19 protein-coding genes and 1 pseudogene are annotated in these 22,581 nt (G+C 62.7%); 6 read left to right on the forward strand and 14 right to left on the reverse strand.

The genetic code is table 11. The features are described from left to right. The first annotated feature begins 539 nt into the window (after positions 1-539). Together NKJ91_RS05055 and NKJ91_RS05060 are read left to right on the forward strand one after the other, a co-directional pair. Positions 540-1,217, forward strand: coding sequence for a sugar transferase (locus tag NKJ91_RS05055; protein ID WP_352448447.1), 678 nt, complete (start codon positions 540-542; stop codon positions 1,215-1,217). Positions 1,218-1,388: 171 nt separating this feature from the next. Continuing rightward, on the forward strand, positions 1,389-2,636 hold the full coding sequence (locus NKJ91_RS05060; protein ID WP_502903559.1) for a polysaccharide biosynthesis/export family protein: 1,248 nt from the start codon (positions 1,389-1,391) through the stop codon (positions 2,634-2,636). A 125-nt stretch (positions 2,637-2,761) separates the two neighbouring features. Here the strand turns inward: NKJ91_RS05060 and NKJ91_RS05065 are convergent, their stop codons facing one another. Then, positions 2,762-4,033 (reverse strand): O-antigen ligase family protein, encoded by a 1,272-nt coding sequence (locus NKJ91_RS05065; RefSeq protein WP_352454701.1) that lies wholly within the window; start codon positions 4,031-4,033, stop codon positions 2,762-2,764. Between the two features lie 328 nt (positions 4,034-4,361). Between NKJ91_RS05065 and NKJ91_RS05070 the strand changes: the two genes are divergently transcribed. Continuing rightward, complete coding sequence (locus tag NKJ91_RS05070) at positions 4,362-5,114, forward strand: SDR family NAD(P)-dependent oxidoreductase (protein WP_352448445.1); 753 nt, start codon at positions 4,362-4,364, stop codon at positions 5,112-5,114. Positions 5,115-5,155: 41 nt separating this feature from the next. On the opposite strand, the gene NKJ91_RS05075 is transcribed toward NKJ91_RS05070, so the two are convergent. Both NKJ91_RS05075 and NKJ91_RS05080 read right to left on the reverse strand, forming a co-directional pair. Further along, a complete protein-coding gene (locus tag NKJ91_RS05075; protein WP_352448444.1) occupies positions 5,156-5,737 on the reverse strand; it encodes a DUF1349 domain-containing protein in 582 nt (193 codons plus the stop codon). A 37-nt stretch (positions 5,738-5,774) separates the two neighbouring features. Beyond that, positions 5,775-7,211 carry an aldehyde dehydrogenase family protein gene (locus tag NKJ91_RS05080; protein ID WP_352454833.1) on the reverse strand — a complete coding sequence of 479 codons (1,437 nt, stop codon included), beginning with the start codon at positions 7,209-7,211 and terminating at the stop codon, positions 5,775-5,777. A 175-nt stretch (positions 7,212-7,386) separates the two neighbouring features. On the opposite strand from NKJ91_RS05080, the gene NKJ91_RS05085 reads away from it, so the two are divergent. Then, complete coding sequence (locus NKJ91_RS05085) at positions 7,387-8,418, forward strand: hydroxyacid dehydrogenase (RefSeq protein WP_352454702.1); 1,032 nt, start codon at positions 7,387-7,389, stop codon at positions 8,416-8,418. Positions 8,419-8,445: 27 nt separating this feature from the next. Here the strand turns inward: NKJ91_RS05085 and NKJ91_RS05090 are convergent, their stop codons facing one another. The 9 genes from NKJ91_RS05090 to NKJ91_RS05130 all read right to left on the reverse strand — a co-directional run bounded on the left by NKJ91_RS05090 (position 8,446) and on the right by NKJ91_RS05130 (position 19,793). Then, on the reverse strand, positions 8,446-8,931 hold the full coding sequence (locus NKJ91_RS05090) for a hypothetical protein (RefSeq protein ID WP_352454703.1): 486 nt from the start codon (positions 8,929-8,931) through the stop codon (positions 8,446-8,448). Between the two features lie 104 nt (positions 8,932-9,035). Further along, a complete protein-coding gene (locus NKJ91_RS05095) occupies positions 9,036-11,867 on the reverse strand; it encodes a nitrate reductase (RefSeq protein ID WP_352454704.1) in 2,832 nt (943 codons plus the stop codon). Between the two features lie 3 nt (positions 11,868-11,870). Further along, positions 11,871-12,200, reverse strand: a complete 330-nt coding sequence (nirD, locus tag NKJ91_RS05100) for a nitrite reductase small subunit NirD (RefSeq protein ID WP_023676297.1) — start codon at positions 12,198-12,200, stop codon at positions 11,871-11,873. Positions 12,201-12,266: 66 nt separating this feature from the next. After that, positions 12,267-14,717, reverse strand: a complete 2,451-nt coding sequence (nirB, locus tag NKJ91_RS05105; protein WP_023676296.1) for a nitrite reductase large subunit NirB — start codon at positions 14,715-14,717, stop codon at positions 12,267-12,269. Between the two features lie 19 nt (positions 14,718-14,736). Continuing rightward, entirely contained in the window at positions 14,737-16,038 is a 1,302-nt protein-coding gene (locus NKJ91_RS05110) for an MFS transporter (protein WP_352454705.1), read from the reverse strand. Between the two features lie 58 nt (positions 16,039-16,096). Beyond that, a complete protein-coding gene (locus NKJ91_RS05115) occupies positions 16,097-16,294 on the reverse strand; it encodes a twin-arginine translocation signal domain-containing protein (RefSeq protein WP_352454706.1) in 198 nt (65 codons plus the stop codon). Positions 16,295-16,686: 392 nt separating this feature from the next. Beyond that, entirely contained in the window at positions 16,687-17,484 is a 798-nt protein-coding gene (locus NKJ91_RS05120) for an ABC transporter ATP-binding protein (protein WP_352454707.1), read from the reverse strand. A gap of 11 nt (positions 17,485-17,495) precedes the next feature. Next, positions 17,496-18,392: a nitrate ABC transporter permease gene (gene ntrB / locus NKJ91_RS05125; protein ID WP_352454708.1), complete on the reverse strand. Its 897-nt coding sequence runs from the start codon at positions 18,390-18,392 to the stop codon at positions 17,496-17,498. Positions 18,393-18,476: 84 nt separating this feature from the next. Then, positions 18,477-19,793 (reverse strand): CmpA/NrtA family ABC transporter substrate-binding protein, encoded by a 1,317-nt coding sequence (locus NKJ91_RS05130; protein WP_352454709.1) that lies wholly within the window; start codon positions 19,791-19,793, stop codon positions 18,477-18,479. Between NKJ91_RS05130 and NKJ91_RS05135 the strand changes: the two genes are divergently transcribed. Then, positions 19,780-19,908 carry a hypothetical protein gene (locus tag NKJ91_RS05135; protein ID WP_352448433.1) on the forward strand — a complete coding sequence of 43 codons (129 nt, stop codon included), beginning with the start codon at positions 19,780-19,782 and terminating at the stop codon, positions 19,906-19,908. The genes NKJ91_RS05130 and NKJ91_RS05135 overlap by 14 nt on opposite strands. Before the next feature lie 244 nt (positions 19,909-20,152). Here NKJ91_RS05135 and NKJ91_RS05140 read toward each other — a convergent pair whose 3' ends face one another. Continuing rightward, positions 20,153-21,391: a CmpA/NrtA family ABC transporter substrate-binding protein gene (locus tag NKJ91_RS05140; protein ID WP_352454710.1), complete on the reverse strand. Its 1,239-nt coding sequence runs from the start codon at positions 21,389-21,391 to the stop codon at positions 20,153-20,155. Positions 21,392-21,393: 2 nt separating this feature from the next. After that, on the reverse strand, positions 21,394-21,993 hold the full coding sequence (locus NKJ91_RS05145) for an ANTAR domain-containing response regulator (protein ID WP_023676288.1): 600 nt from the start codon (positions 21,991-21,993) through the stop codon (positions 21,394-21,396). A gap of 117 nt (positions 21,994-22,110) precedes the next feature. On the opposite strand from NKJ91_RS05145, the pseudogene NKJ91_RS05150 reads away from it, so the two are divergent. Next, positions 22,111-22,467, forward strand: a pseudogene (locus tag NKJ91_RS05150) (ABC transporter permease subunit); the annotation flags it as partial. Between the last annotated feature and the right edge of the window lie 114 nt (positions 22,468-22,581).

Raw genomic sequence — 22,581 nt, forward strand, 5'->3', positions numbered from 1 at the left:
CTCTGCGAGCTTATTTAGGTTGCCCGCTTCTGGCCGGTTGCTTCCGGCCTAGCCCAATCTGTCCATAGTCCGACAGAAACAATTTGCAACTCTATTGAGCCGCGCAATAGGCGGCAAGGGCAGCTGCGGAATAAATTTTAAACGAATCCTCGGGATCGACTCCGCCATGGTGCAACGCACACGTCGGCATCACCACTGATTGCCGGATATCGACTCGCTCCAGTATGATTCATAATATTGAATAGTATTTTATCATAACATCAGTCATTATCTTGAAATTCTAAATGACGGCAAAGCTCCACAGGAGGGTATAAAGAGCGATTCGCCTAAAATCAGCCCAAAAATTGGACTAGCTTTTCCAAAATTGCCCATAATCTGTCTCTTTTGCGACATAAATGGGAAATTTTGTGCAGGACGAGTTTATTATTTAGTCAGTTCATGACGCGACTATTACAGCCGTCTGAGAAATTGTGTGTTGCGCTGCAACATTTTTTTGGTATCGTGCGGTAAACCATCCGGTCAACGTATGGAGTTTACGCATGAGGGACGTAGCCAAGCCGGCCGATGCGGATTTTTCGCAGGCCGGCGTCGATTTTCCGCCACCGATTGGCGGCCTGCTCAAACGCAGCTTCGATATTGTCGGTTCGCTGATCGGCCTGGTCGCTCTCAGCCCGCTGTTCGTAATGATAGCGCTGCTTGTCAGGTTTTCCGATGGCGGGCCGATTTTCTATGGTCACAGCCGAATCGGCCGCGGAGGACGGATTTTTCCGTGCCTCAAGTTCCGCACCATGGTTGCAGACGGCGAGCGGGTGCTTGCTGCCTATCTCGCCGCGAATCCGGAGGCCAACGCCGAATGGATAGCGACCCGCAAGTTGAAGAACGACCCGCGGATCACGCGCGTCGGAGCGGTGCTGAGGAAGCTCAGCCTCGATGAGTTGCCGCAGATCATCAACATCCTGCAAGGGGATATGAGCCTGGTCGGGCCTCGTCCCGTGGTGCGCGATGAGCTGGAGATATATGGCAATTCGGCCGTCTATTACCTGAAATCGCGCCCCGGCCTCACCGGGCTCTGGCAGGTCAGCGGACGCAACGATGTTTCGTATGACAGCCGCGTCGCATTCGACAGGCACTATGTCGAGAACTGGTCGATGTTCGAAGACATTCGCATCATCATCAAGACCGTACCTGCGGTCTGGATGTCGCGAGGCTGCTACTGACGGCCGCTTGCTGGCCGTGCATCGAGGAGCGGCTGTCCAGAATTCGGGCCCGGAACTCAGGCCCCTAACTCAGGCATCGGCAGCTCATCGGGCGGGGCAAACCAGATCGGAAACGCTCAGTTGAAAGCAGATATAATCGATATCTTTTGCACCGGCATTCTCTCCAGACGCATGCGGCGAGTACGGCTTTTGACGACTTGCCTTACAATGGCGACCGGCCTGACCCTGTCGCTAGCCTTGCCACAGTTTGCCTTCGCCGACGACTATCGGCTTGGAGCACAGGACAAGCTGACCATCCGCGTGGCGGAATGGCAGACCGTCGAAGGCACGTTTCGTGACTGGTCGGCCATCAATGGAGAATACACGGTCGGCCCCGCTGGAACCTTGTCGGTTCCCTTCGTCGGCGAGATGCCCGCATCCGGCAAGACGACTTCGGAGATCGCGGCATCGCTCGGCGAGGCGCTGCAGCGCAAGCTCGCTCTGGCCGACAAGCCGGAGGCTTCCGTCGAAATGGCGCAGTACCGGCCATTCTACATCTCTGGCGAGGTGCAATCGCCCGGCCAGTATCCTTGTGTGCCTGGGTTGTCCGTGCTGAAAGCGATGAGCATTGCCGGCGGAGCCCGGCGGAACCCGGAGAGCGGACAGCGCTACGACCGCGACCTGATCAATGCCAAGGGCAATTTCGACGTACTACAAGACCAATTGGTCAGGCTGACCGTCAAGCGCGCCCGCATCGAAGCGGAACTGGCGGACAAGCCGACATTCGCGGTGCCGAAAGAGGTGGCCGACGATCCGAAGCTGCCCAGCATCGTTGCCGATGAGACGGCGATCCTGGCGGCCGACCAGAAGAAACTCAAGCTGCGCTTGCAGGCGCTCGACGATTTGAAGGCGCTGCTGCAGAGCGAGATCGATTCGCTGCAGAAAAAGATCGTCAACCAGCAGAAGCAGGTTGATCTGGCGAAGGAGCAGCTCAACGGCATCGGCTCGCTGGCGCAAAAGGGCCTGGTCGTCAACACGCGGGTTTTGAACTCGCAGCAAACCATCGCCGACCTCGAGGGCCAGATCCTGGATTACGAAACGGCGATTCTCACGGCCAAGCAGTCGATCAGCAAGGCCACCCAGGACGCCATCGATCTCGAGAACACCCAGAACTCCAGCCTCGCGACCGACCGGCAACAGACGGAAGCCGATCTCAACGAGGCGACGCTGAAGCTGAATATGGAAAAGGCCTTGATGTCCGAAGCCTTGTCGGGCAGCCCCATGCCGCAATTCTACGGCAACAACCAACCAGCGGCCTTGTCATTTTCCCTGGTGCGGGTGGTCGACGGCAAGACCAGCGAAATCACCGCCGATGAAGACACGCCGGTGCTGCCAGGGGACGTGATCAAGGTCAAACCGGCGCCCCTGGCCATCCAGTAGCTTCTTTCCACCGGAGCAAAGCACCAACCCCGCAGGCAGCGGTCTGCGGGGTTTTTGCGTTTGGGATCTTATGGGTCAGAAAACAAGGCGGCCTTCGGGCAACGAACCGCCTGGATCCGCCCGCTCTAGCCTCGCACGGCGTCCGGTTCCTCGAGATGGTTCACGGCGCTCCACCGGGAAGGAGCGACGGCCGGCACCCTCACCAGCTTGAAGTAGCTGTAGTACAGCAGGAACGATCCCATGATGTAGGGATTGAGGGTCTCGACCTCGACGAAGGATCGGATGAACAGAAGCACCATGACGCCGGCAAGAATCACGGACTCGGCTTGCCATGTCCTGAATATCAGCGCCGAGACGTGACCCCAGAGCGTGCGCAGGATGATCAGCGAAAGCAGTGTCGCGCCGACGAAGCCGAGTTCCACCAAGGTCTCGATGTAGGTGTTGTGGAAGTGGAAGCCGCTTCGCGCGGCGATATAGAATTCGTTCCACAGCCGCTCGGCCTCGGAGAAGCCCTGCACCCAATAAGCCGCGTAGCCGACGCCGAGGATGGGCGATTGCTGCGCGGCATTCCAGCCCTGCTGCCAGAGGTAGGTTCGTCCGGTGAGCGTCGAATCCTTGCCGAACAGGCCAAGGACAAAGTCCATCAGCCCGAGATTCAGCGCAATCACGGTGCAGGCGACCAGCCCGCCCGCACCGATCATGAAAATCACCCGGCGATGGCGGAGCGAAAGCAGCTTGCCGATGGAAAGCAGGGCGACCAGAGCGAGAACCGCGGGGGTAGATGCCATCGAAGTGGCGGAATGCGACACCACCAGCAGATAGCCCGATAGAAGGACAATCGGTACGATCAACAAACAGCTTATCCGGCCGCGCCTGAGAAAGGCCAGGTAGACAACGCAGAAATAGATGCCAAGCGATGCGACAAAGCCGATCTGGTTCTTGGAGCTGAACGCGCCGACGAAATTATACGTCCCATCGAGAACGTCGTAGGAATAGCTCGCGACCTTGAGCGAGTAGAGCAGGACGACGAAAATCCCGATCAGGGCGCCTATGGTCAAGGTCCGGACGCTGACGGTGCGCGCGGCAATGTAGGCGCAGGCGATATGGGAGCAATATTGGACGGCCGTTCTTGCCGTGGTGCCGGGAGCCGCCGACCAGAACACCGAGAAGCAGACATAGGTTGCAAAGGCCAGCGGAAGCCAGGCGCTGGAAGCGTGCCTTAATATCTTGCGGTAGTCGACCAGGATGAGCGGTAGCCAGACTGCATAGTAGGCCAGGATCATGGCCTGGCCGAAAATGGTCGAGTAGGAAAACGCCCAGATCGAGACGGCAACGGCAAAGCTGCCATAGACCGTGTTCTTGTCCGGATCGATCAACAGAGATTTTGGAATCTTCATCTCGATAGCGGTTTTCCGTCCTTGCAGCTCAATGCCGATTTCATGGGCCGCTCGTGGGCCGATTCGTCGGATCGATGGGAGCCTCGCCTGCAGGCGCTCGCATTGTGCAGTGCAATATAACCCATCCGGCGCCGCCTGTCACCCGGATGCCAACCGGGCGCGTCGTTCCAGCCGTTCTCTCCATACCGGGCCAGACGATTTGGCCAGAAGGCAGTGCCGTACAATTGACCGGTGCTGGCCCATCATAAGCTGTTCTGAGGTTGCAAGTCCGCGCTTGAACTTGTCCGCCGTTGACTTCACATTCGCCGCCAATTGGGAGGAAGACCACATGCCGATGAGTTTCGCGGGACGATTTGCCGGACGATCTGCTGTTATCACCGGCGGCGCCTCAGGCATCGGCCTGGCCGTCGCGCAAAGGATCACTGGCGAAGGCGGGCGTGTTTCGGTCTGGGATCGCGATGCCGCCCAGATCGAGCAGGCCAAGGCCATTGTTCCAGGCCTGCACAGCGTCACCTTAGACGTCGCCGACCCCATAGCGGTCGAAGCCGCCGCCGGAGAGACGATCGAAGCGCTTGGCGCAGTCGATGTCCTTGTCACCAGTGCTGCCATCACCGGGCCGAACATGACGACCTGGGAGTATTCGGTGGAGGATTGGCGCCGGGTCACCGACATCAACATCAACGGCGTCTTCTTCTGCAACAAGGCGCTGGTCCCGCATATGCTCGAACGCAATTACGGCAGGATCATCAACATCGCCTCGATTGCCGGCAAGGAAGGTAACCCGAACGCCTCGGCCTACAGCACCTCCAAGGCGGCGGTGATCGGCATGACCAAATCGCTCGGCAAGGAACTGGCCAAGACCAAAGTAACGGTGAACTGCGTCACGCCGGCGGCCGTGCGCACCGCGATCTTCCAGCAGATGAGCCAGCAACACATCGACTTCATGCTGTCCAAAATACCGATGGCGCGGTTCGGCGAGGTCGAGGAGGTGGCGGCGCTGATCTGCTGGATCGCGTCCGAGGAATGCTCGTTCACAACGGCGGCCGTCTTCGACGTCTCCGGCGGCCGGGCGACCTACTGAGGCGGGGCCGGACGCAAACCGCCCGACCGGATCGCGGCGCCTCAGTCGTGAAGCTCCCGCGAGATCGGCGGGCCGATCGAAAAGTCGCTGAATGTCACTTCGAAGCCCTCGCGCTGCGGCGAACAGCACATCATGCCGACATCGACCGTTTTCGACGGGGGGAAATAGGCAAGCCGCACCGGTTTCCAGTGCTTGTCAGATGGGTCGCGATACTGGACGCGGATCGTCTCGGCATGGCGGGTCATGCGGATCCTGACCCCGTCCGGATCGGCCGGAATGCTGGCCAGCGACCAGTCGGAGGCATCGTTGGTGACGACGACGGAAAAATACATCAGCCCGTCGGTGTATTCGATGCCGGCCTTGATCCAGTGCGTCTCGCTCAGGCGGACCATAAGCCCGGCCTGATCGTAAAGCACCTCATAGTGCCCCTTGACGGTGACTTCGGCGCTGAAATCGCCCTCGACCTCACGATAGAGGAAATGGCCATTGTCGCGCCAGAAGCCGTAGAACGTCTCGCGCCAGAAGTCGGTCTCCTCGCCGGTCCGTACATGCACCGTATTGTTGCCGAAGGCGTGGTGCGGCGGCGGATTGAGCCAGGTCAGGTCCGTATTCTCAGATGCCATCGACTTGCTCGCTGCCTGACTGGTCTGCCGCCTTTTCTTAGCCGGCAAACGTGTAAGCGGTCTTCACCGTGGTGTAGAACTCTGCGGCATAGCGGCCCTGCTCGCGCGGGCCGTAGCTCGATCCCTTGCGCCCGCCGAAAGGCACGTGGAAGTCGACGCCCGCCGTCGGCAGATTGACCATGACCATGCCGGCTTCCGAATTGCGCTTGAAGTGCGTGGCATGCTTGAGGCTCGAGGTGCAGATGCCTGAGGTCAGGCCGAACGGCGTGTCGTTGGCCACCGCCAGCGCCTCGTCATAATCCTTGACGCGGATGACGTTGGCGACCGGTCCGAAAATCTCCTCGCGCGAGATGCGCATGGCGTTGGTGGTTTCGGTGAACAGCGCCGGCTGCAAATAGAAGCCGCGGGTTTCACGATCGAGCCGCTCGCCGCCGAAGGCGAGATCGGCACCTTCCTGACGTCCGATGGCGATATAGTCCTCGTCCTGTTTCAACTGGCTCTGGTCGACAACCGGCCCGATCTGGGTCTTGGCATCGAGAGCGTCGCCGACGACCAACTTGGCCATGCGGTCCTTGAGCGCCTCGACGAAGCGGTCGTGAATGCCGTCCGTCACCACCAGCCGGGACGACGCCGTGCAGCGCTGGCCGGTCGAGAAGTAGGCACCGTTGATGGCGCAGTCGACAGCGACGGCAAGGTCGGCATCGTCGAGCACGACAAGCGGGTTCTTGCCGCCCATTTCGAGCTGAAACTTGCGCATGTGCTCGACGCTGGCGGCGGCGACGCGCTTGCCGGTGCCGACCGATCCGGTGAAGGTGATCGCGTTGAGGTCAGGACTGTCGAGCATGGCCTGGCCGACCACCGAACCTTTGCCCATCACCAGGTTGAGCACACCCTTGGGCAGCCCGGCGCGGTGCAGGATGTCGACAATAGTCCAGGCGCTCTCCGGAACGAGTTCCGCCGGCTTGAAGACGATGGTGTTGCCGTAGGCCAGCGCCGGAGCGATTTTCCAAGCCGGAATGGCGATCGGAAAATTCCACGGCGTGATGATGCCGACGACGCCGACCGCTTCACGGGTGATCTCGACGCCGACGCCGGGCCGCACGCTCGGCACCAGCTCGCCCGACAGGCGCAGCGTCTCGCCGGCGAAGAAGTCGAATATCTGGGCGGCGCGGACAGTCTCGCCGATGCCCTCGACCAGCGTCTTGCCTTCCTCGCGCGCCAACGCCCGGCCGATTTCATCTTTCCGCGCGGTGATCTCGTCCGACGCCTTCCTCAGCACCGCATGGCGGGCCAGCAGGCCCGATCGGGACCACGCCGGAAATGCCGCCTTCGCCGCCGCGATGGCCTGCCGGGCGTGCTCGGCGCCTCCCGATGCATATTCGCCGACCACGTCGTCGAGATTGGACGGGTTGATGTTACGGGAGCCGGCATCGCCTACCCACTCTCCATCGATGAGGTTCTTTCGAAACGGGATCATGTCGCTGTCTTCCTTGTCGTCCTTCGATCGCCGTCTATCTGGACCACCGACCGCCGCACCGCAAGGCCGAAGCCAGGCAAACTTCTCCTCCTCGACAGGCATGTGATAGGTGTCGGGGCGGGAAAGACGATTCCAGTGTGGTGCGACGCGGATCGCACGGGAGGAAAGCATCATGTCCAACAGCGCCTTGCCGCTGGTGATCAGCGCACCCGAACCGCGCACGCTCGACCTGATCTTCACGCCGGCTGCGCTGGCGAAATTTCGATCGAAATACCGCATCGTCGAAATATCGCCCGAAGCGGTGGCGGCGCTGCCGGCCGATATCCTTGCCGAGGCGCGCTATATCGTCGGCCAGCCACCTATCACACCGGAGACGCTGGAAAGAATGAAGGCGCTGCGCTGCATCTTCAATGTCGAGAGCAACCTCATCAACAACATGCCCTACGAGACGCTGTTTTCGCGCGGCATCCATGTCGTCACCACCGGGCTGGTGTTTGCCGAACCGGTGGCCGAGCTCGGCCTTGCCATGGCGCTCAACCTCGCCCGCGGCATCGTCGACGCCGACCTCGCCTTTCGTCAGGGCAAGGAGCTGTGGGGCGGCGACGGCAACCGGGCGGCGCGGCTTCTTTCCGGCGCGGATGTCGGCATTATCGGCTTCGGCGATCTTGGCCGTGCGCTCAACCGGCTGCTGTCAGGCTTTCGCACGCGGACAAAAGTCTTCGACCCGTGGCTGCCGCCGTCGATCCTGATCGAAAACGGCGTCGAGCCCGCCTCTCTCGACGACGTTCTGTCGAACAGCGATTTCGTCTTCGTCGTCGCTTCGGTGACTAGCGAAAACCAGGGCTTCCTCGGCGCCGAGGCGTTTGCCAGGATGCGCAAGGGAGCCGCTTTCATCCTGCTCAGCCGAGCCGGCGTGGTCGATTTCCCGGCACTGATTGACGTCGTCCGCAGCGGCCATATCGTCGCCGCCAGCGATGTTTTTCCTGAGGAGCCGCTTGCCCAGGATCACCCGGTCCGCACATTGCCGGGGTTCCTGCGCTCCGCCCACCGGGCGGGTGCGCTCGACATCGCTTTCAAGCGGATGGGCGACATGGTGCTGGAAGACATGGACCTGGTCGACCGCGGCCTGCCGCCGATGCGTTCGAAGCGGGCCGAGCGTGAGACCGTTTCGCGAATGCGTTCGAAGCCGGTCGACAAGAATTAGGCCGTCTGCCCGACGGGTCGCACATGCTCAGATGGTGAAGGACCAAAACAGGCAGGCCAGTGTCGCTGCGGCGAAGACGACGAAGAACAGGCTTCGCAACAGGATGTTCCGGCGCAGCTCGTTGATGAAGAGATGGCATCCGACGACGGCTGCGACAAACAGGAACCGCCAGTTCAGCAGTGCCGGGAGCACATCGCGCTGACCGAAAGCAAATCTCGCGGCGAGACATCCAACGATGACCGCAAACAACAAGATGACCGTCCAGAAGATCGCATCGGCGGCATGTGTCAGGACGATGCCAGCGAGCCTGATCGGCAGAACCATCATCAGCAGTGCGCTGAAAAAATACATCGCCGCGAGCGGAATGAACGTCCCCGCATCGGCGATGTCGCTCAAGCGCTTGGCGCCGATCGCGCCATAGGGATAGCCATGCCTGGCCACCATCAGGCAGAGCGCCATCAGCAAGGCCGCCAGCGCGGCGGCAAGCGCGAATGAGGTCAGGGCTTTGCTCATGAGGCTCCCGTTCCGAGCGAATCGAAGTCAGGACGTTGGTAGCCCATGGTTTGTAAATTGCTAGTAAGCATCATGCGGCGGCACGGCAGAGTTTCTCGGCGCATTCACTCCGCAGCTTGCAGACGCCGCCCGTCGATAATGGTCTTGATCTCGGCGCGGCAAGAGCCGCAATTGGTGCCGGCGTGAAGGACGGCGCCGATTGCCGCGACGCTGGTACAGCCGCCGCGTACCGCTTCCGCGATCTGGTTGGCACCAACCCCGAAACAGGCGCAGACGATGGCACCGCGGTCGACGCTGTTGCCGCCCGGCCGCCCGGCGACAATCGCCAGCCGCGCCTGCCGATTGGCATGGTCAGCGCCAAGTTGTTCGACTGCCCAGCCGCGCGACACCGCCACCGGGGTTGGCGCAAGATAGAGCGCGCCGACCAGCCTATTGCCTGCGAAACGGGCGAAGCGATGGTGCCCGCCGGCGATGTCGTGATAGGCGAGCGTCTCGCCTTCCATGCCTAATAGCGCGGCGGCAAACCCGGTCCAGTCGCGGCTGTCCTGCAGCGCAATTTCAAGCCGCCAGCCGGCGGGGCCGCGGGCGAGGCTCCAGTAATCGGCGTCGATCGATGTGGGCCGTTCGGCAAGCACGGCGAAGCCGAAGGCTGTGGCGGCGAACCGCTCGATGCGGGCGGCAACATTCTTCGAGGCCGGTTGGCCTGAAATCGCATCGGTCGTCGGCGCGACCAGTGCATCGACGCGCGCGCGGCCGGAGAACTGATCGGTCCAGTGCATCGGAACGAATACAGAGCCTTGGCGTTGGCGCACCGTCACCAGGGCGCGGACCAGCACCTCGCCATGGGCAGTCGAGACGCGGACGATCTCGGCATCGCCGATGCCGAAGTGCTGCGCATCCGACGGGTGGATTTCGACGAACGGTTCGGCCATGTGCTGCGACAAGCGCGGGCTCTTGCCGGTCCGCGTCATGGTGTGCCAATGGTCGCGCACGCGCCCGGTGTTGAGCACCAGCGGGAAGTCCGGGCTGGTGCGGGTTTGTGCGGCTGGGCGGATGGCAATGAAGCGTGCCTTGCCGTCGGGTGTGTAGAAATTGCCGTTGGCGAAGAAGCGGGTGCTTTTGTCCTCCAGCTGGCGCCGCGCGCGCCCCTCTGGCCTGCCGGCCACCTCCCCCTCAAGGGGGGAGATTGACAGTTTTGCCCGCACCGCCTTTTCAGCAATGGCAACGATTGGCGAAACCGGTGGCGACATCCAATCTCCCCCCTTGAGAGGGAGATGGCCGCCAGGCCAGAGGGGGGTGCCCTGGCTCGGCGCTGGCCATTGGAATGGCGCCAACTCCTCATACGTCCCTGCATCGATCCCGGCGTAGGCGCCGATGTCGAAATCGCGTGCCCCGTCATTCTCGAATGTCGACAACGCGGCATGCTCGGCGAAGATGTCGACCGGCGACACATGCGAAAAAGCCTCGCCGAAGCCCATCCGCTTGGCGACTTCAGCGATGATCCACCAATCTGGCCTTGCCTCACCAGGCGTGGCCAAAAAGGCTCGCTGGCGCGAGATGCGGCGCTCCGAATTGGTGACGGTGCCATCCTTTTCGCCCCATGCGGTGGCCGGCAGCCGGACATGGGCGTGGCGGACCGTGTCGGTCTTGGCCAGCACGTCCGAGACCACAACAAACGGGCAGGCCTTGATCGCCGCTTCGACGGCATCGGCATCCGGCATCGAATCGACTGGGTTGGTGGCCATGATCCACAGCGCCTTGATGCGTCCGTCGGCCACCGCTTGGAACATCTCGACCGCTTTCAGGCCGGGTTTTTCGGCGACGGTTGGGGCATTCCAGAAGCGCTGCACGCGTTCGCGGTGCTCGGGGTTTTCGATCTCCATGTGGGCGGCCAGCATGTTGGCCATGCCGCCGACCTCACGGCCGCCCATGGCGTTGGGCTGGCCGGTCACCGAGAACGGCCCGGCGCCGGGCTGGCCTATGCGGCCGGTGGCTAGATGGCAGTTGATGATGGCGTTGACCTTGTCGGTGCCCGAAGACGACTGGTTCACGCCTTGGCTGTAGACGGTCACCGTCTTCGCCGTCGCGGCAAACAGGCTGTAGAAGCGGGCCAGTTCGTCCTCACTGAGACCCGTGGCAGCCGCGATGCCGGCAAGATCGAGCGCCGAGGCGGCGAAAAGCGCTTGCCCGAAGCCGGTCGTGTGCGCCGTGATATAGGTGCGGTCCAGCGCGTTGTGCTGGCCGAGATAGGCGAGCAGCCCGGTGAACAAAGCGACGTCGCCATCGGGCGCGATCGCCAGATGCATGTCGGCGATGTCTGAGGTCATGGTGCGGCGAGGGTCGATCAGCACCACCTTCATCTCGGGCCGCTTTTCCCGGGCGGCGGCAATGCGCTGGTAGAGTACCGGATGGCACCAGGCGAGATTGGAGCCGACCAGCACGATCAGGTCGGCAAGTTCCAGATCCTCGTAATTTCCCGGAACGGTGTCCGAGCCAAAGGCGCGGCGGTGGCCGGCGACCGACGAGGCCATGCACAGACGCGAATTGGTGTCGATATTGGCCGAGCCGATAAAGCCTTTCATCAGCTTGTTGGCGACGTAATAGTCCTCGGTCAGCAACTGGCCGGAAACATAAAAGGCGACCGAGCCGGGGCCGTGTTCGGCAATGGTTTGCGAGAAGGTCGAAGCGACAAGGTCGAGCGCTTCGTCCCAGTCGGTGCGGCGACCGTGGATCTCCGGGTATAGCAACCTGCCGTCGAGGTCGATGGTCTCAGCTAGCGCCGAGCCTTTGGAGCAGAGCCGGCCGAAATTCGCCGGGTGGTCCGGGTCGCCGCGAACGGTTATTTCACCGTCCGCGGCGACCTTCGCCAGCACGCCGCAACCCACCCCGCAATAGGGGCAGGTGGTCCTCACCTCGCGCGCTTCATCAATCTGCATGGTTCACGCCGCGCGGCTGGCCAGCGCTTCCAGCGCAATGAACAGCCGCTCGCCGTCGATCCGCACCGCAATGGTGCGCACCGCGCCCTCGTCCGCGCCGAGCGCCTTGCCTGTCTCCAGCGAGATCACCCAATTGTGCAAGGGACAGGTCACCGCCGTGCCATGGACGATGCCCTGGCTGAGCGGCCCACCTTTGTGCGGGCAATGGTCGTCGATGGCAAAGACCTGATCGTCGGCCGTGCGAAAGACGGCGATCTTTCCTTCCGGCGTGGCGACGCAGCGCGCGCCGCGACGCGGAATGTCCGAGAGCGTGCCGATCGATACCCAATTCATGTGGCCATTCCTCTTTTGCGCGTGTTCTTGTCCGAAAACCGCATTCCACTTTTCGGGAACACGCGCCTACTCCGCCGCCTGGGCAAAGCCGACCGAAGCCATCGGCCGGAATTCATGCTTGTCCTTGCCGGAAGCACGTTCCGACCATGGGTCGACCTGGGCGAATTTCTGCGAAAAGACGAAGCGGTCGAAATAGGCTTTGCGCTTCTCGCCATCGTCCATGATCTGACGCTTGATCTCAGCTATGCCGACGCGCTTGGCCCATTTGTAGATACGCTCGAGATAGCGGCCCTGCTCGCGATACATCTGCGTCAACGCCACGATATGCTCCAGCGCCTCGTCCTCGGTCTTGACCAGGCCGAGCACTTCGGTGCCCTTGATGTCGAGACCGGCGGCGCCGGCGAAATGGATCTCGTAGCCGCTATCGACGCAGATCACGCCGACATCCTTGCAGGTCGCCTCGGCACAGTTTCGCGGACAGCCCGACACCGCCATCTTGACCTTGGCCGGGGTCCACGAGCCCCACATGAATTTTTCGATACGGATGCCCAAGCCGGTCGAATCCTGCGTGCCGAAGCGGCACCAGTCCGAGCCGACACAGGTCTTCACGGTGCGCAGTCCTTTGGCATAGGCGTGGCCAGAGACGAAGCCAGCCTGGCCGAGATCGGCCCATACCGCCGGCAGGTCTTCCTTGCGGATGCCGAGCATGTCGATGCGCTGGCCGCCGGTGACCTTGACCATCGGGATCTCGAACTTGTCGACGACGTCGGCGATGGCGCGCAATTCGGCGGCGTTGGTGACGCCGCCCCACATGCGCGGCACTACCGAATAGGTGCCGTCCTTCTGGATGTTGGCGTGGACGCGCTCGTTGATGAAGCGCGACTGGTAATCGTCGGCGTATTCGTCGGGCCAGTCGCAGACGAGATAATAGTTGAGCGCCGGCCGGCATTTGGCGCAGCCGCAGGAGGTCTTCCACTCCAGTTCCTGCATGACGGCGGGAATGGTCTTCAAGCCCTTGGCCTTGATCAGCCGGCGGACCTCGTCGTGGCCAAGCGCGGTGCAGCTGCACATCGGCTGGACCGCCGCGGGGTTGTATTTGTCGCCGATGGTCAGCACCATCAGCTTTTCGACCAGCCCGGTGCAGGAGCCGCAGGAGGCCGACGCCTTGGTGTGGGCGCGCACATCGTCGAGCGAGGTCAAGCCCCTGGCCGTGATCGCGCCGGTGATCTTTCCCTTGCATACGCCGTTGCAACCGCAGATTTCCGCATCATCCGGCAAGGCTGCAACGGCCGCCATAGGGTCCAGGGGGGCGCCTCCCTGGTAGGACTGGCCGAAGATGAGCGTATCGCGCATCTCGGATATGTCGGTCTGCTTCTTCTTGAGGTCGTTGAACCAGGCGCCGTCCGCCGTCTCGCCATAGAGCACGGTGCCGATGATGCGGTCGTCCTTGAGTACCAGGCGCTTGTAGACGCCGGCCGCGGCATCGCGCAGCACGATTTCCTGGCGGTCATCGCCCTCGGCGAAGTCGCCGAGCGAGAACAGCTCGATGCCGGTGACCTTGAGCTTGGTCGGCGTGTCCATGTGGACGAAAGCCGCCGCCTCATTGCCGGCCAGATGGCTGGCGGCGACGCGCGCCATCTCGTAGAGCGGCGCGACCAGCCCGTAGACCTGGCCGTTGACCTCGGCGCATTCGCCGATTGCGTAGATATCGGGATCGTTGCTGCGCATGCCGGCGTCGACGACGATGCCGCGATTGACCGCAATGCCGGCTTCCTTCGCCAGCGCCGCATTCGGCCTGATGCCCACCGCCATGACGACGAGCGTTGCGGGAATGACTGTGCCGTCGGCAAGCTCCACCCGCTCGACCTTGCCGTTGCCGGTGATCGCCTGGGTGTTGGCCTTGGTGATGACCTTGATGCCGCGCTGCTCGACGGCGCGCTGCAGGAGATATCCGGCGGCCGGATCGAGCTGACGCTCCATCAGCGTCGGCATGACGTGCAGCACGGTGACGTCCATCCCTTGCGCGTTCAGACCCGCAGCCGCTTCCAGGCCGAGCAGGCCGCCGCCGATGACCACCGCCTTGGCCCGCGACTGGGCGGCAAGCATCATCGCCCGGACGTCGTCGAGATCGCGATACGTGAGCACGCCGGGCAGATCATGGCCTGGCACCGGAATGATAAACGGCACCGAGCCGGTGGCGATGACGAGCTTGTCGTAGGGCTCGGTCACGCCATGATCGGAGGTGACGGTCTTTGCCTGCCGGTCGATGGCGACGATCTTGTGGCCCTTGTAGAGGGTGATGCCGTGCTTGATGTACCAGCCGTCGCCATGGATGATGATCTCCTCATAGGCCTTTTCGCCCGACAGAACCGGCGAGAGCATGATGCGGTCGTAGTTCACGCGCGGCTCGGCGTTGAAGATGGTGACCTGGTAGCGCCCAGGCGCCTTTTCCAGGAGGTGCTCCAGCATGCGCCCGGGGGCCATGCCGTTGCCAATGATAACGAGCTTCTCGGTCATGTCCTGATCCACTCCGGTCTCACTCAGCCGCGTAGGAAAGGCCTGAGGCTTCGTCAGACGCCGTGCGCTCCATCCGCCGGATGGAAAAATGCATCCAGACAAAGCAGGTGGCGACGATGACGAAGAGCAGCATGAAGCAGCTCGACCAGACGCCGGTGAGGTCGTTGAGCGCTCCGAAGACGATTGGCAGGATAAAGCCGCCGAGCCCGCCAATCATGCCGACAACGCCGCCGACCGCGCCGACACTCTGCGGATAGTAAGCCGGGATGTGCTTGTAGACGGCAGCCTTGCCAAGGCTCATGAAGAAGCCGAGCACACAGGCAACGGCTATGAAGGCGAGCGGGCCGACCTCGAAATGGAAGGCGATCGGCCCGCTGACACCGCGCACGACGTAATCTGCCGAGGGGAGAGACAGAACGAGAGTCGCGGCGGCACTGACAGCGAAGGTCCAGTAGAGCACGGTGCGGGCGCCGATCCGGTCGGAAAGCACGCCGCCATAGGCGCGGAAAATACTTGCCGGAATTGAATAGGCCGCCCCGATCATGCCGGCGGTCGCAAGCCCGAAGCCGTAGACGCCGATCAGGTAGCGGGGCAGCCACAGCGAGAGCGCCACGAATGCACCGAAGGCGAAGAAATAATAGAAGGCGAAGCGCCAGACCTGCAGGTTCTTGAGCGGCGCGAATTCCTGCAAGAAGCTTCTCGCGGGCGCTGCCTTGCCGGCGCGGCGCTCGCGGATGACCGGATCGTCGCCGGTCGTGAACCAGAAGACGGCGGCCATGACGACGAGTGCTGCCGCCCAGATCAGCGCGACCGACTGCCAGCCCCAGGAGAGAAGCACGAACGGTGCGAGGAACTTGGTGACCGCGGCGCCGACATTGCCGACACCGAAAATGCCAAGCGCCGTACCCTGCTTGCCGGCCGGGAAGAAGCGCGAGACATAGGCGACACCGACGGCGAAGGAACCGCCGGCGAGCCCAACGCCTAGTGCGGCGACCAGCATCTGCCCGTAGGTGTGCGCAAAAGCGAGCAGAAAGGTCGCGACCGCCGCCGCAACCATGGTCGCGGTGTATACCAGCCGTCCGCCAAAACGGTCGGTCCAGACACCGAGCACCATACGCACGAGCGAGCCGGTGAGGATCGGCGTGCCGACGAGCAGGCCGAACTCCGTCTCGTTCAGCCCCAGCTCCTGCTTTATGCGCACGCCGATGATTGAAAAGATCGTCCACACCGCGAAGCAGACGGTGAAGGCGATGGTGGACATGGCAAGCGCCTGCCGGGGAGCGCTGTCCTGGCTGGGGGCGGCTGGGAGATTTGCGGTCATTTTCTGGCTCCGGTTTGCGGCGTGGGAGGCACCGCCCTTGTCTGTTCGTTCGCGACTGTCAGCGGCGCAGCATCGGCGAACTGGTTGAACCCGACCTTTGCGCGGTCACTTCGAGACCCTTGCCGTCAGTCTTGGCGCCGGCGGGAAAGAGGAGGAGCGCGGCGGTGAACAGCGCCGCCGTCAGCGCGCTGACGGCCAGAAAATCGCGGCGCGTGAAGTCCGCGAGGGACGCGGCAGTTCCGATCCGTTTCGTCATCGTCGTCTCCGGTTGGACGCCGCTTGGAACCAGCGCCGTCGATTGCGTTAAAACAAAAAAGCCGCCGGCCAGGTCTTCGCGTCCGGGTTCCGGGAGCGCGTGTGGACCTGAGCGGCAGCTTTGCCTGTGGCGCCCGCCATTGGACGCCGTTTCACTTGGCCCTTGCGGACCCTGCATTTCGGAAAGCAGGAAGCGTGCCAATTCGACAGCGCTCTTAATTATCGAATGAAATCAATATGAACCGCAGCCGCGCGACTTTTGACCAAGCTCGGCAGCGGATCAAAGATTAGTCAAAATGCCTTGCACAGCAGCATAATATTTGTGCAATGCGGTAGATTGCCCATTGCCGATGCAGATTGCCAATGATGATGACGAGTTTTCCCGTTATGGCCTTACTCCGCGGCTTCGACGAAGCGGTGGCGTTCGTAGAGGAATTTCAGCACCGCCTCGCGGCAGCGCAGGAAGGTGCGGTCGGAGGAAAGCTCGATGCGCCGGCGCGGCCGGGCCAGCGGCACGGCAAGAACCTCGCCGATGGTGGCCGCCGGGCCGTTGGTCATCATCACGATGCGGTCGGACAACAGCACCGCCTCGTCGACATCGTGAGTGATCATGATCATCGTCGAGCCGAGCCTCGAATGGATATCCATCACCGCGTCCTGCAGATGCGCGCGGGTCAGCGCGTCGAGCGCCCCGAACGGCTCGTCGAGCAAAAGAATCTTCGGCTCCATGGCCAGCGCCCGGGCGATGCCGACGCGCTGCTTCATGCCGCCCGAAATCTCGGCCGGACGTTTGTCCTTGGCATGCGCCATCTGCACGAGATCGAGATTGCGCATGATCCATTCATGCCGCTCGGCCCGGCTCTTGCTCCGGCCAAAGACCTTCGTGACTGCCAAATTGATGTTTTCGTAGACGGTGAGCCATGGCAGCAGGCTGTGGTTCTGGAACACCACGGCGCGTTCCGGGCCGGGACTATCGACCTCCTTGTCTTCGAGCAGAACCGCGCCGGCCGAGACCTTGGTCAGGCCGGCGATCAGGTTGAGCAAGGTCGACTTGCCGCAGCCGGAATGGCCGATGATCGAGACGAATTCGCCCTTGTCGATGGTCAGCCGGATGTCCTTCAGCACGTCGCTGACCTGGCTGCCGCGGGCGAAGGATTTGTCGATGTGGTCGAGTTTCAGATAGGCCGTCATCGTCCCTCTCCTCACTTTGCCGTTGTGCCGCGGGTGACGAAGACGCTGACCGTCGCGACCAGGCGATCGAGGCAAAAGCCGGTGACGCCGATATAGGCGAGTGCGACGATGATGTCGGGCAGCCGCGACGAATTCCAGGCATCCCAGATGAAGAAGCCGATACCGACGCCGCCGGTCAGCATTTCGGCGGCGACGATGGCCAGCCACGACAGGCCGATGCCGATCCGCAAGCCGGTGAAGATGTAGGGCGCGGCCGCCGGCACCATGATCTTCACAAAGAACTCGAACTGGTTGAGCCGGAGGATACGGGCGACGTTGCGGTAGTCCTCGGGGATGTTGCGGACACCGACCGCGGTGTTGATGATGATGGGCCAGATCGAGGTGATGAAGATGACGAAGATCGCCGACGGGCTGGAATCGCGGAACGCCGCCAGCGACAGCGGCAGCCACGCGAGCGGCGGCACCGTGCGCAGGATCTGGAAGACCGGATCGAGACCGCGCATCGCCCAGATCGACTGGCCGACGAGCGCGCCGAGCGCGACGCCGACGATTGCTGCCAGGCCGAAGCCGATGGCGACGCGCTGCAGCGAGATCAGCACCCGCCAGGCGAGTCCAATGTCCTGCGGGCCATTGTTGAAGAACGGATGGGCGATCAGGTCATAGGCCTCGTTCCAAACTTGGCTTGGCGGTGGCAGGCTGGCTGTGGGCGACGAACAGGCGACCTGCCAGACGACGAGCATAATGGTGATGACGATGACCGGCGGCACCAGCGTGCTGGCCAGCTTGCCTGCGATCGCGGCCGGGTCGAAGCGGCGCCGCGCCCTGGCGGTGAAGGCGATGATTTCGGCGGGCTTGGCAGGCGCGGGGAACGGCTTCACCTTGCGGTCCTCGATGGCTTGGATAGACATTTCTCGAACGTTCCTTTGGCATTTGGCGACAAGCGGCGCCGTTGCGCTTGTGGCGACAAACGGCGCGAGCGCCGTTTGCACCGTTCAGGCCGATGCCTTGATCTTCAGGCTGTCGAGATAGGCGGACGGGTTCTCCGGATCGAAGACCTTGCCGTCGAAGAAGGTCTCGACGCCGCGCGATGAAGACGCCGGGATATCGGCCGCGGCGACACCAAGATCCTTGGCCGCTTCTCGCCACAGATCCTCGCGATTGACCTGGGCGACCAGCGCCTTGATGTCGGTGGTCGGCGCGAACTTGCCCCAGCGGATGTTTTCGGCGAGGAACCAGCTGTCGTGGCTCTTGAAGGGATAGGACACGCCGCCCTGCCAGAACTTCATGTAGAGATCGGTGCCGTTGGCGACGCGGCCATTGCCGTAGTTGACGTCGCCCTTGAGGCGCCCGATGATATCGGCGGTCGGCACGTTCATCCATTGTCGCTTGCCGATGATGGCGGCCATCTCGTCCTTGTTTTCCTTGGCTTCGCACCATTGCTGGGCTTCCATGACGGCCATCAGGATCGCCTTGGTGGCGTTCGGGTACTTGTCGATGAAGGCGGCGCGCAGGCCGAGCGCCTTTTCCGGATGGCCCTTCCACAGTTCGCCGGTGGTGGCGGCGGTGAAGCCGACGCCCTGGTGAACCAGCTGCTCGTTCCACGGCTCGCCGACACAGAACACGTCCATGTTGCCGACCTTCATGTTGGCGACCATCTGCGGCGGCGGCACGACGATGGTCGATACGTCCTTGTCGGGATCGATGCCGCCGGCGGCCAGCCAGTAGCGCAGCCAAAGATCGTGCGTGCCGCCCGGGAAGGTCATGGCGGCCTTCACCTCCTTGCCTGCGGCCTTCTTGGCCGCGAAGGCGTCCTTCAGCTTTGAGGCGTCGAGGCCGACGCCGGTGCCGGCATATTCCTGGGCGACGGAAATGCCCTGGCAGTCGTAGTTGAGGCGGGCCACGATCGCCATCGGCAGCGGCTGCTTGTTTTGCGTCACCTTGCCGGTGTGCATCAGATAAGGCATCGGCGTCAGGATATGGGCGCCGTCAATGCCGTTGGCTTCGCCGCCGAGCACCAGATTATCGCGCGTCGCCCCCCAGGAGGCCTGCTTGAGCACCTCGACATCGGGCATGCCGAATTCCTCGAACAGGCCTTTCTCCTTGGCGATCATCAACGGTGCTGCATCAGTCAATGCGATGAAGCCGAGCTTGGCGCCCGTGACTTCCGGTAAGGCGGTCGCCGCATAGGCGCCGGAGGGCAGCAGCGCACGCGCTGCGGCCAGCGTTGCCGCGGTGGCCGCGCTGATCCTCAGGAAATCGCGGCGGCTGATCGCCGTTTGGGCGGAATGGCTATTGGTGCTTTTCGTCATCGTCATCTCCGGTTGGGCGCGGCTTGGGATCGGCGCCGTCGATTGCGTGTTCGACCAAAACAAAAAAGCCGCCGGCCAGGCCGCGCGCGTCCGTCCATCCGGGATCGCGTGTTGACCTGAGCGGCAGCTTTGCCTGTAGCGCCCGCCATTGGACGCGCATTCCGTGACTCCGAGAAGAGTCTGCCTATTACAAAGCAGGAACCGTGCCAGTTTCGAAATGGACGACAAACATCAACGAGATCAACGACATGCCAAAATCGTCGGCGCGCCGGCCCGCTGGGCGAGCAAGCCAAGGATTGTTCATTAGCGCAGTTGCACGCACATTTTTTGTGCAGCGCACAAGAATGCCGCCGAAATGATCAGACTTCGGCGCGCGCCAATTTCTGGCCGGCAATGTAGGCGTCGATCTCGTCGGGATCGAAGATCTGGCCATCGAAGAAACCATCGGGACCGAGCACCAGGCTTGCCCCCGCCGAACCGACCGGAGTCGCGGACTTCAGCGCGCCCTCGACCTTGGCATTGGCACCGGGAAGCGCCACGCCAAGCGGCTTCAACGCCGAGCGGTAGAGATCGGGGCGGTAGCAGTCGCGGGCAATAGCGAGGTTTTCCGGCGTGTGCGCGACATGCCCCCAGCGCACCATCTGCGTGTAGAACCACAGCGCATGGCTCTTCCACGGGAAGTTCGCCGCCTTGTTGAAGGGCAGAAAGAAGTCGCCGACACTCAGTTCGGCGCCGCCGCCGAGCGCCAGATGCCCGCTAAGGATCGGCATCTGCAGCGCCGGCGCAAGCCCGAGGAAGGCCGGCTGCGCCATCAGGGCCGCGAGTTCGTCACGGTTTGCCGGATCCTGGCACCAGCGCGCCGCGTGATGAAGCGCACGCAGCAGGGCTGAAAGCGCGTCCGGCTCTCTTTCCGCCCATGCCATGCGCACGCCGACGACTTTCTCGGGGCTGGTCTTCCAGATGGCCGCCTTGACCGTGGCGACATGGCCGGTGCCGGTGACGACCGAGGCGCTGTTCCAGGGTTCGCCGACGCAGTAGCCGTCGATCCTGCCGGCGGCGAGTGCGTCGGCCATGAAGGGGGGCGGCACGATGACGATCTCGATTTCACGCGACGGGTCGATGCCACAGGCGGCGAGCCAGTAGCGCAATTCGTAATTGTGACCGGAGTGCGGATGGACGACGGCGAAGCGAAGCGGATCGCCGCCGCCATTCGCCCGTTCACGAATCAGCGCTCCCAACGCCTTGCCGGCCCGCGCCGGATCGAGATCGGGTTGGGCGCCGTGCGCGGCCATGCCCACCCAGACCGCGTTCGAAACCGTCACGCAATTGCCGCCGAGGCCGAGCGAGAACGGCACGACGGTATCGGAGGCGAGCGGCGTCAGCCCCAGATTGCAGGCGATCGGCATTGGCCCCAGCATATGCGCCAGATCGAAATGGCCGATGGCGATGCGGTCGCGGATGTTGGCCCAGGACGTTTCCCGGTTTAGCGTCAGGTCGATGCCTTCGCGCAGGGCGAAGCCGATTTCCTTTGCCGCAACGAGGACAGCGCTGTCGAAGAGCGGCATGAAGCCAGCATTGATCCGGTGCTCGGCCGCCATTCTCAACTCTCCTCGGGATCCAGCAGGCCTGCCGCCGTTACCAGGCTCTGGGCGATCTCGGCGATCTTGCGGTTCTGGTTCATGGCGGTCTTGCGCAGCAGCGTATACGCCGCGTCCTCCGACAGGCCGCGCGACTTCATCAGGATGCCCTTGGCGCGATCGATCACCTTGCGGCTTTCCAATTCGCTGCGGGCTTCTTCCAGTTCGCGCGCCATGCGCGAAAACGCATTGAAGCGGCTGATTGCCATGTCGAGGATCGGCTTGACCCGCTCCTGACGCAGGCCGTCGACGACATAGGCCGACACTCCGGCTTCCACCGCTGCTTCGATCGAAGCCTGATCGGAGCGGTCGACGAACATGGCGATCGGCCGCTTCACCACGCGCGAAAGCTGGAACATGTTTTCGAGCATGTCGCGGTTGGGATTTTCGAGATCGATGACGATCACGTCGGGTTCGATCTCGGCGATCCGCCGCGCTATGCCGGCGACGTCATGGATGACCGTGACCTGCTGATGCCCGGCCTCCCGCAATCCCGCTTCGATTATCGAAGCGCGGATGTGGTTCTCATCGATCACCAGGACAGTGAGGGATTTGCGGATCATGCCGCATTTTGCGCAGGCGAGACGATTGTGCAATGCGGCATCGCGAGATTCACGGAAACAAAGCCGGCGTCCAGGCGCCGCCTGAGGAATTGGACGCGACGGCTAGCGTCGCGGGCGGCGGTCGGCGACAACGAACGGGCAACGCGCCTGTCCGGCGTACGCTGCTGGCAGGTGATCACCGCGCTCTACGTTATCTCGAGCGTGCTCGTCGGCACTGCACTACATCGGCCTGATCAAGGCCGTCGCTCGCCGACCCGCTGGTGCTGCCTTGGGTGGCCGCCGCCGTCGTCGGCGGCACCTCGATCTTCGGCGGCCGCGGCGGCTGCACCGGCACGATCAACGGCGCTGATCCCCACCGCGCTGACGACGCTGCTGACGATTTTGCAGATGCCGGAAGGGGCGTGGTGGATATTGTTTGGGTTAATCGTGCTGTTTGTGACGGCGGCCTATTTGCGGATTGTGGAGGAGAGATAGGGGGAAGCTGAGGCGGGGGGCTGCTTTGACCCAATCACGACGCTTACTCCGGTCAGTGGTAACGTCCGGATTTGGCGCGCGATTCCGACCTCAGCGAACGAAGTTATGACACGC

The organism is Mesorhizobium sp. M0040 (assembly GCF_040323505.1).
GTDB lineage: Bacteria > Pseudomonadota > Alphaproteobacteria > Rhizobiales > Rhizobiaceae > Mesorhizobium.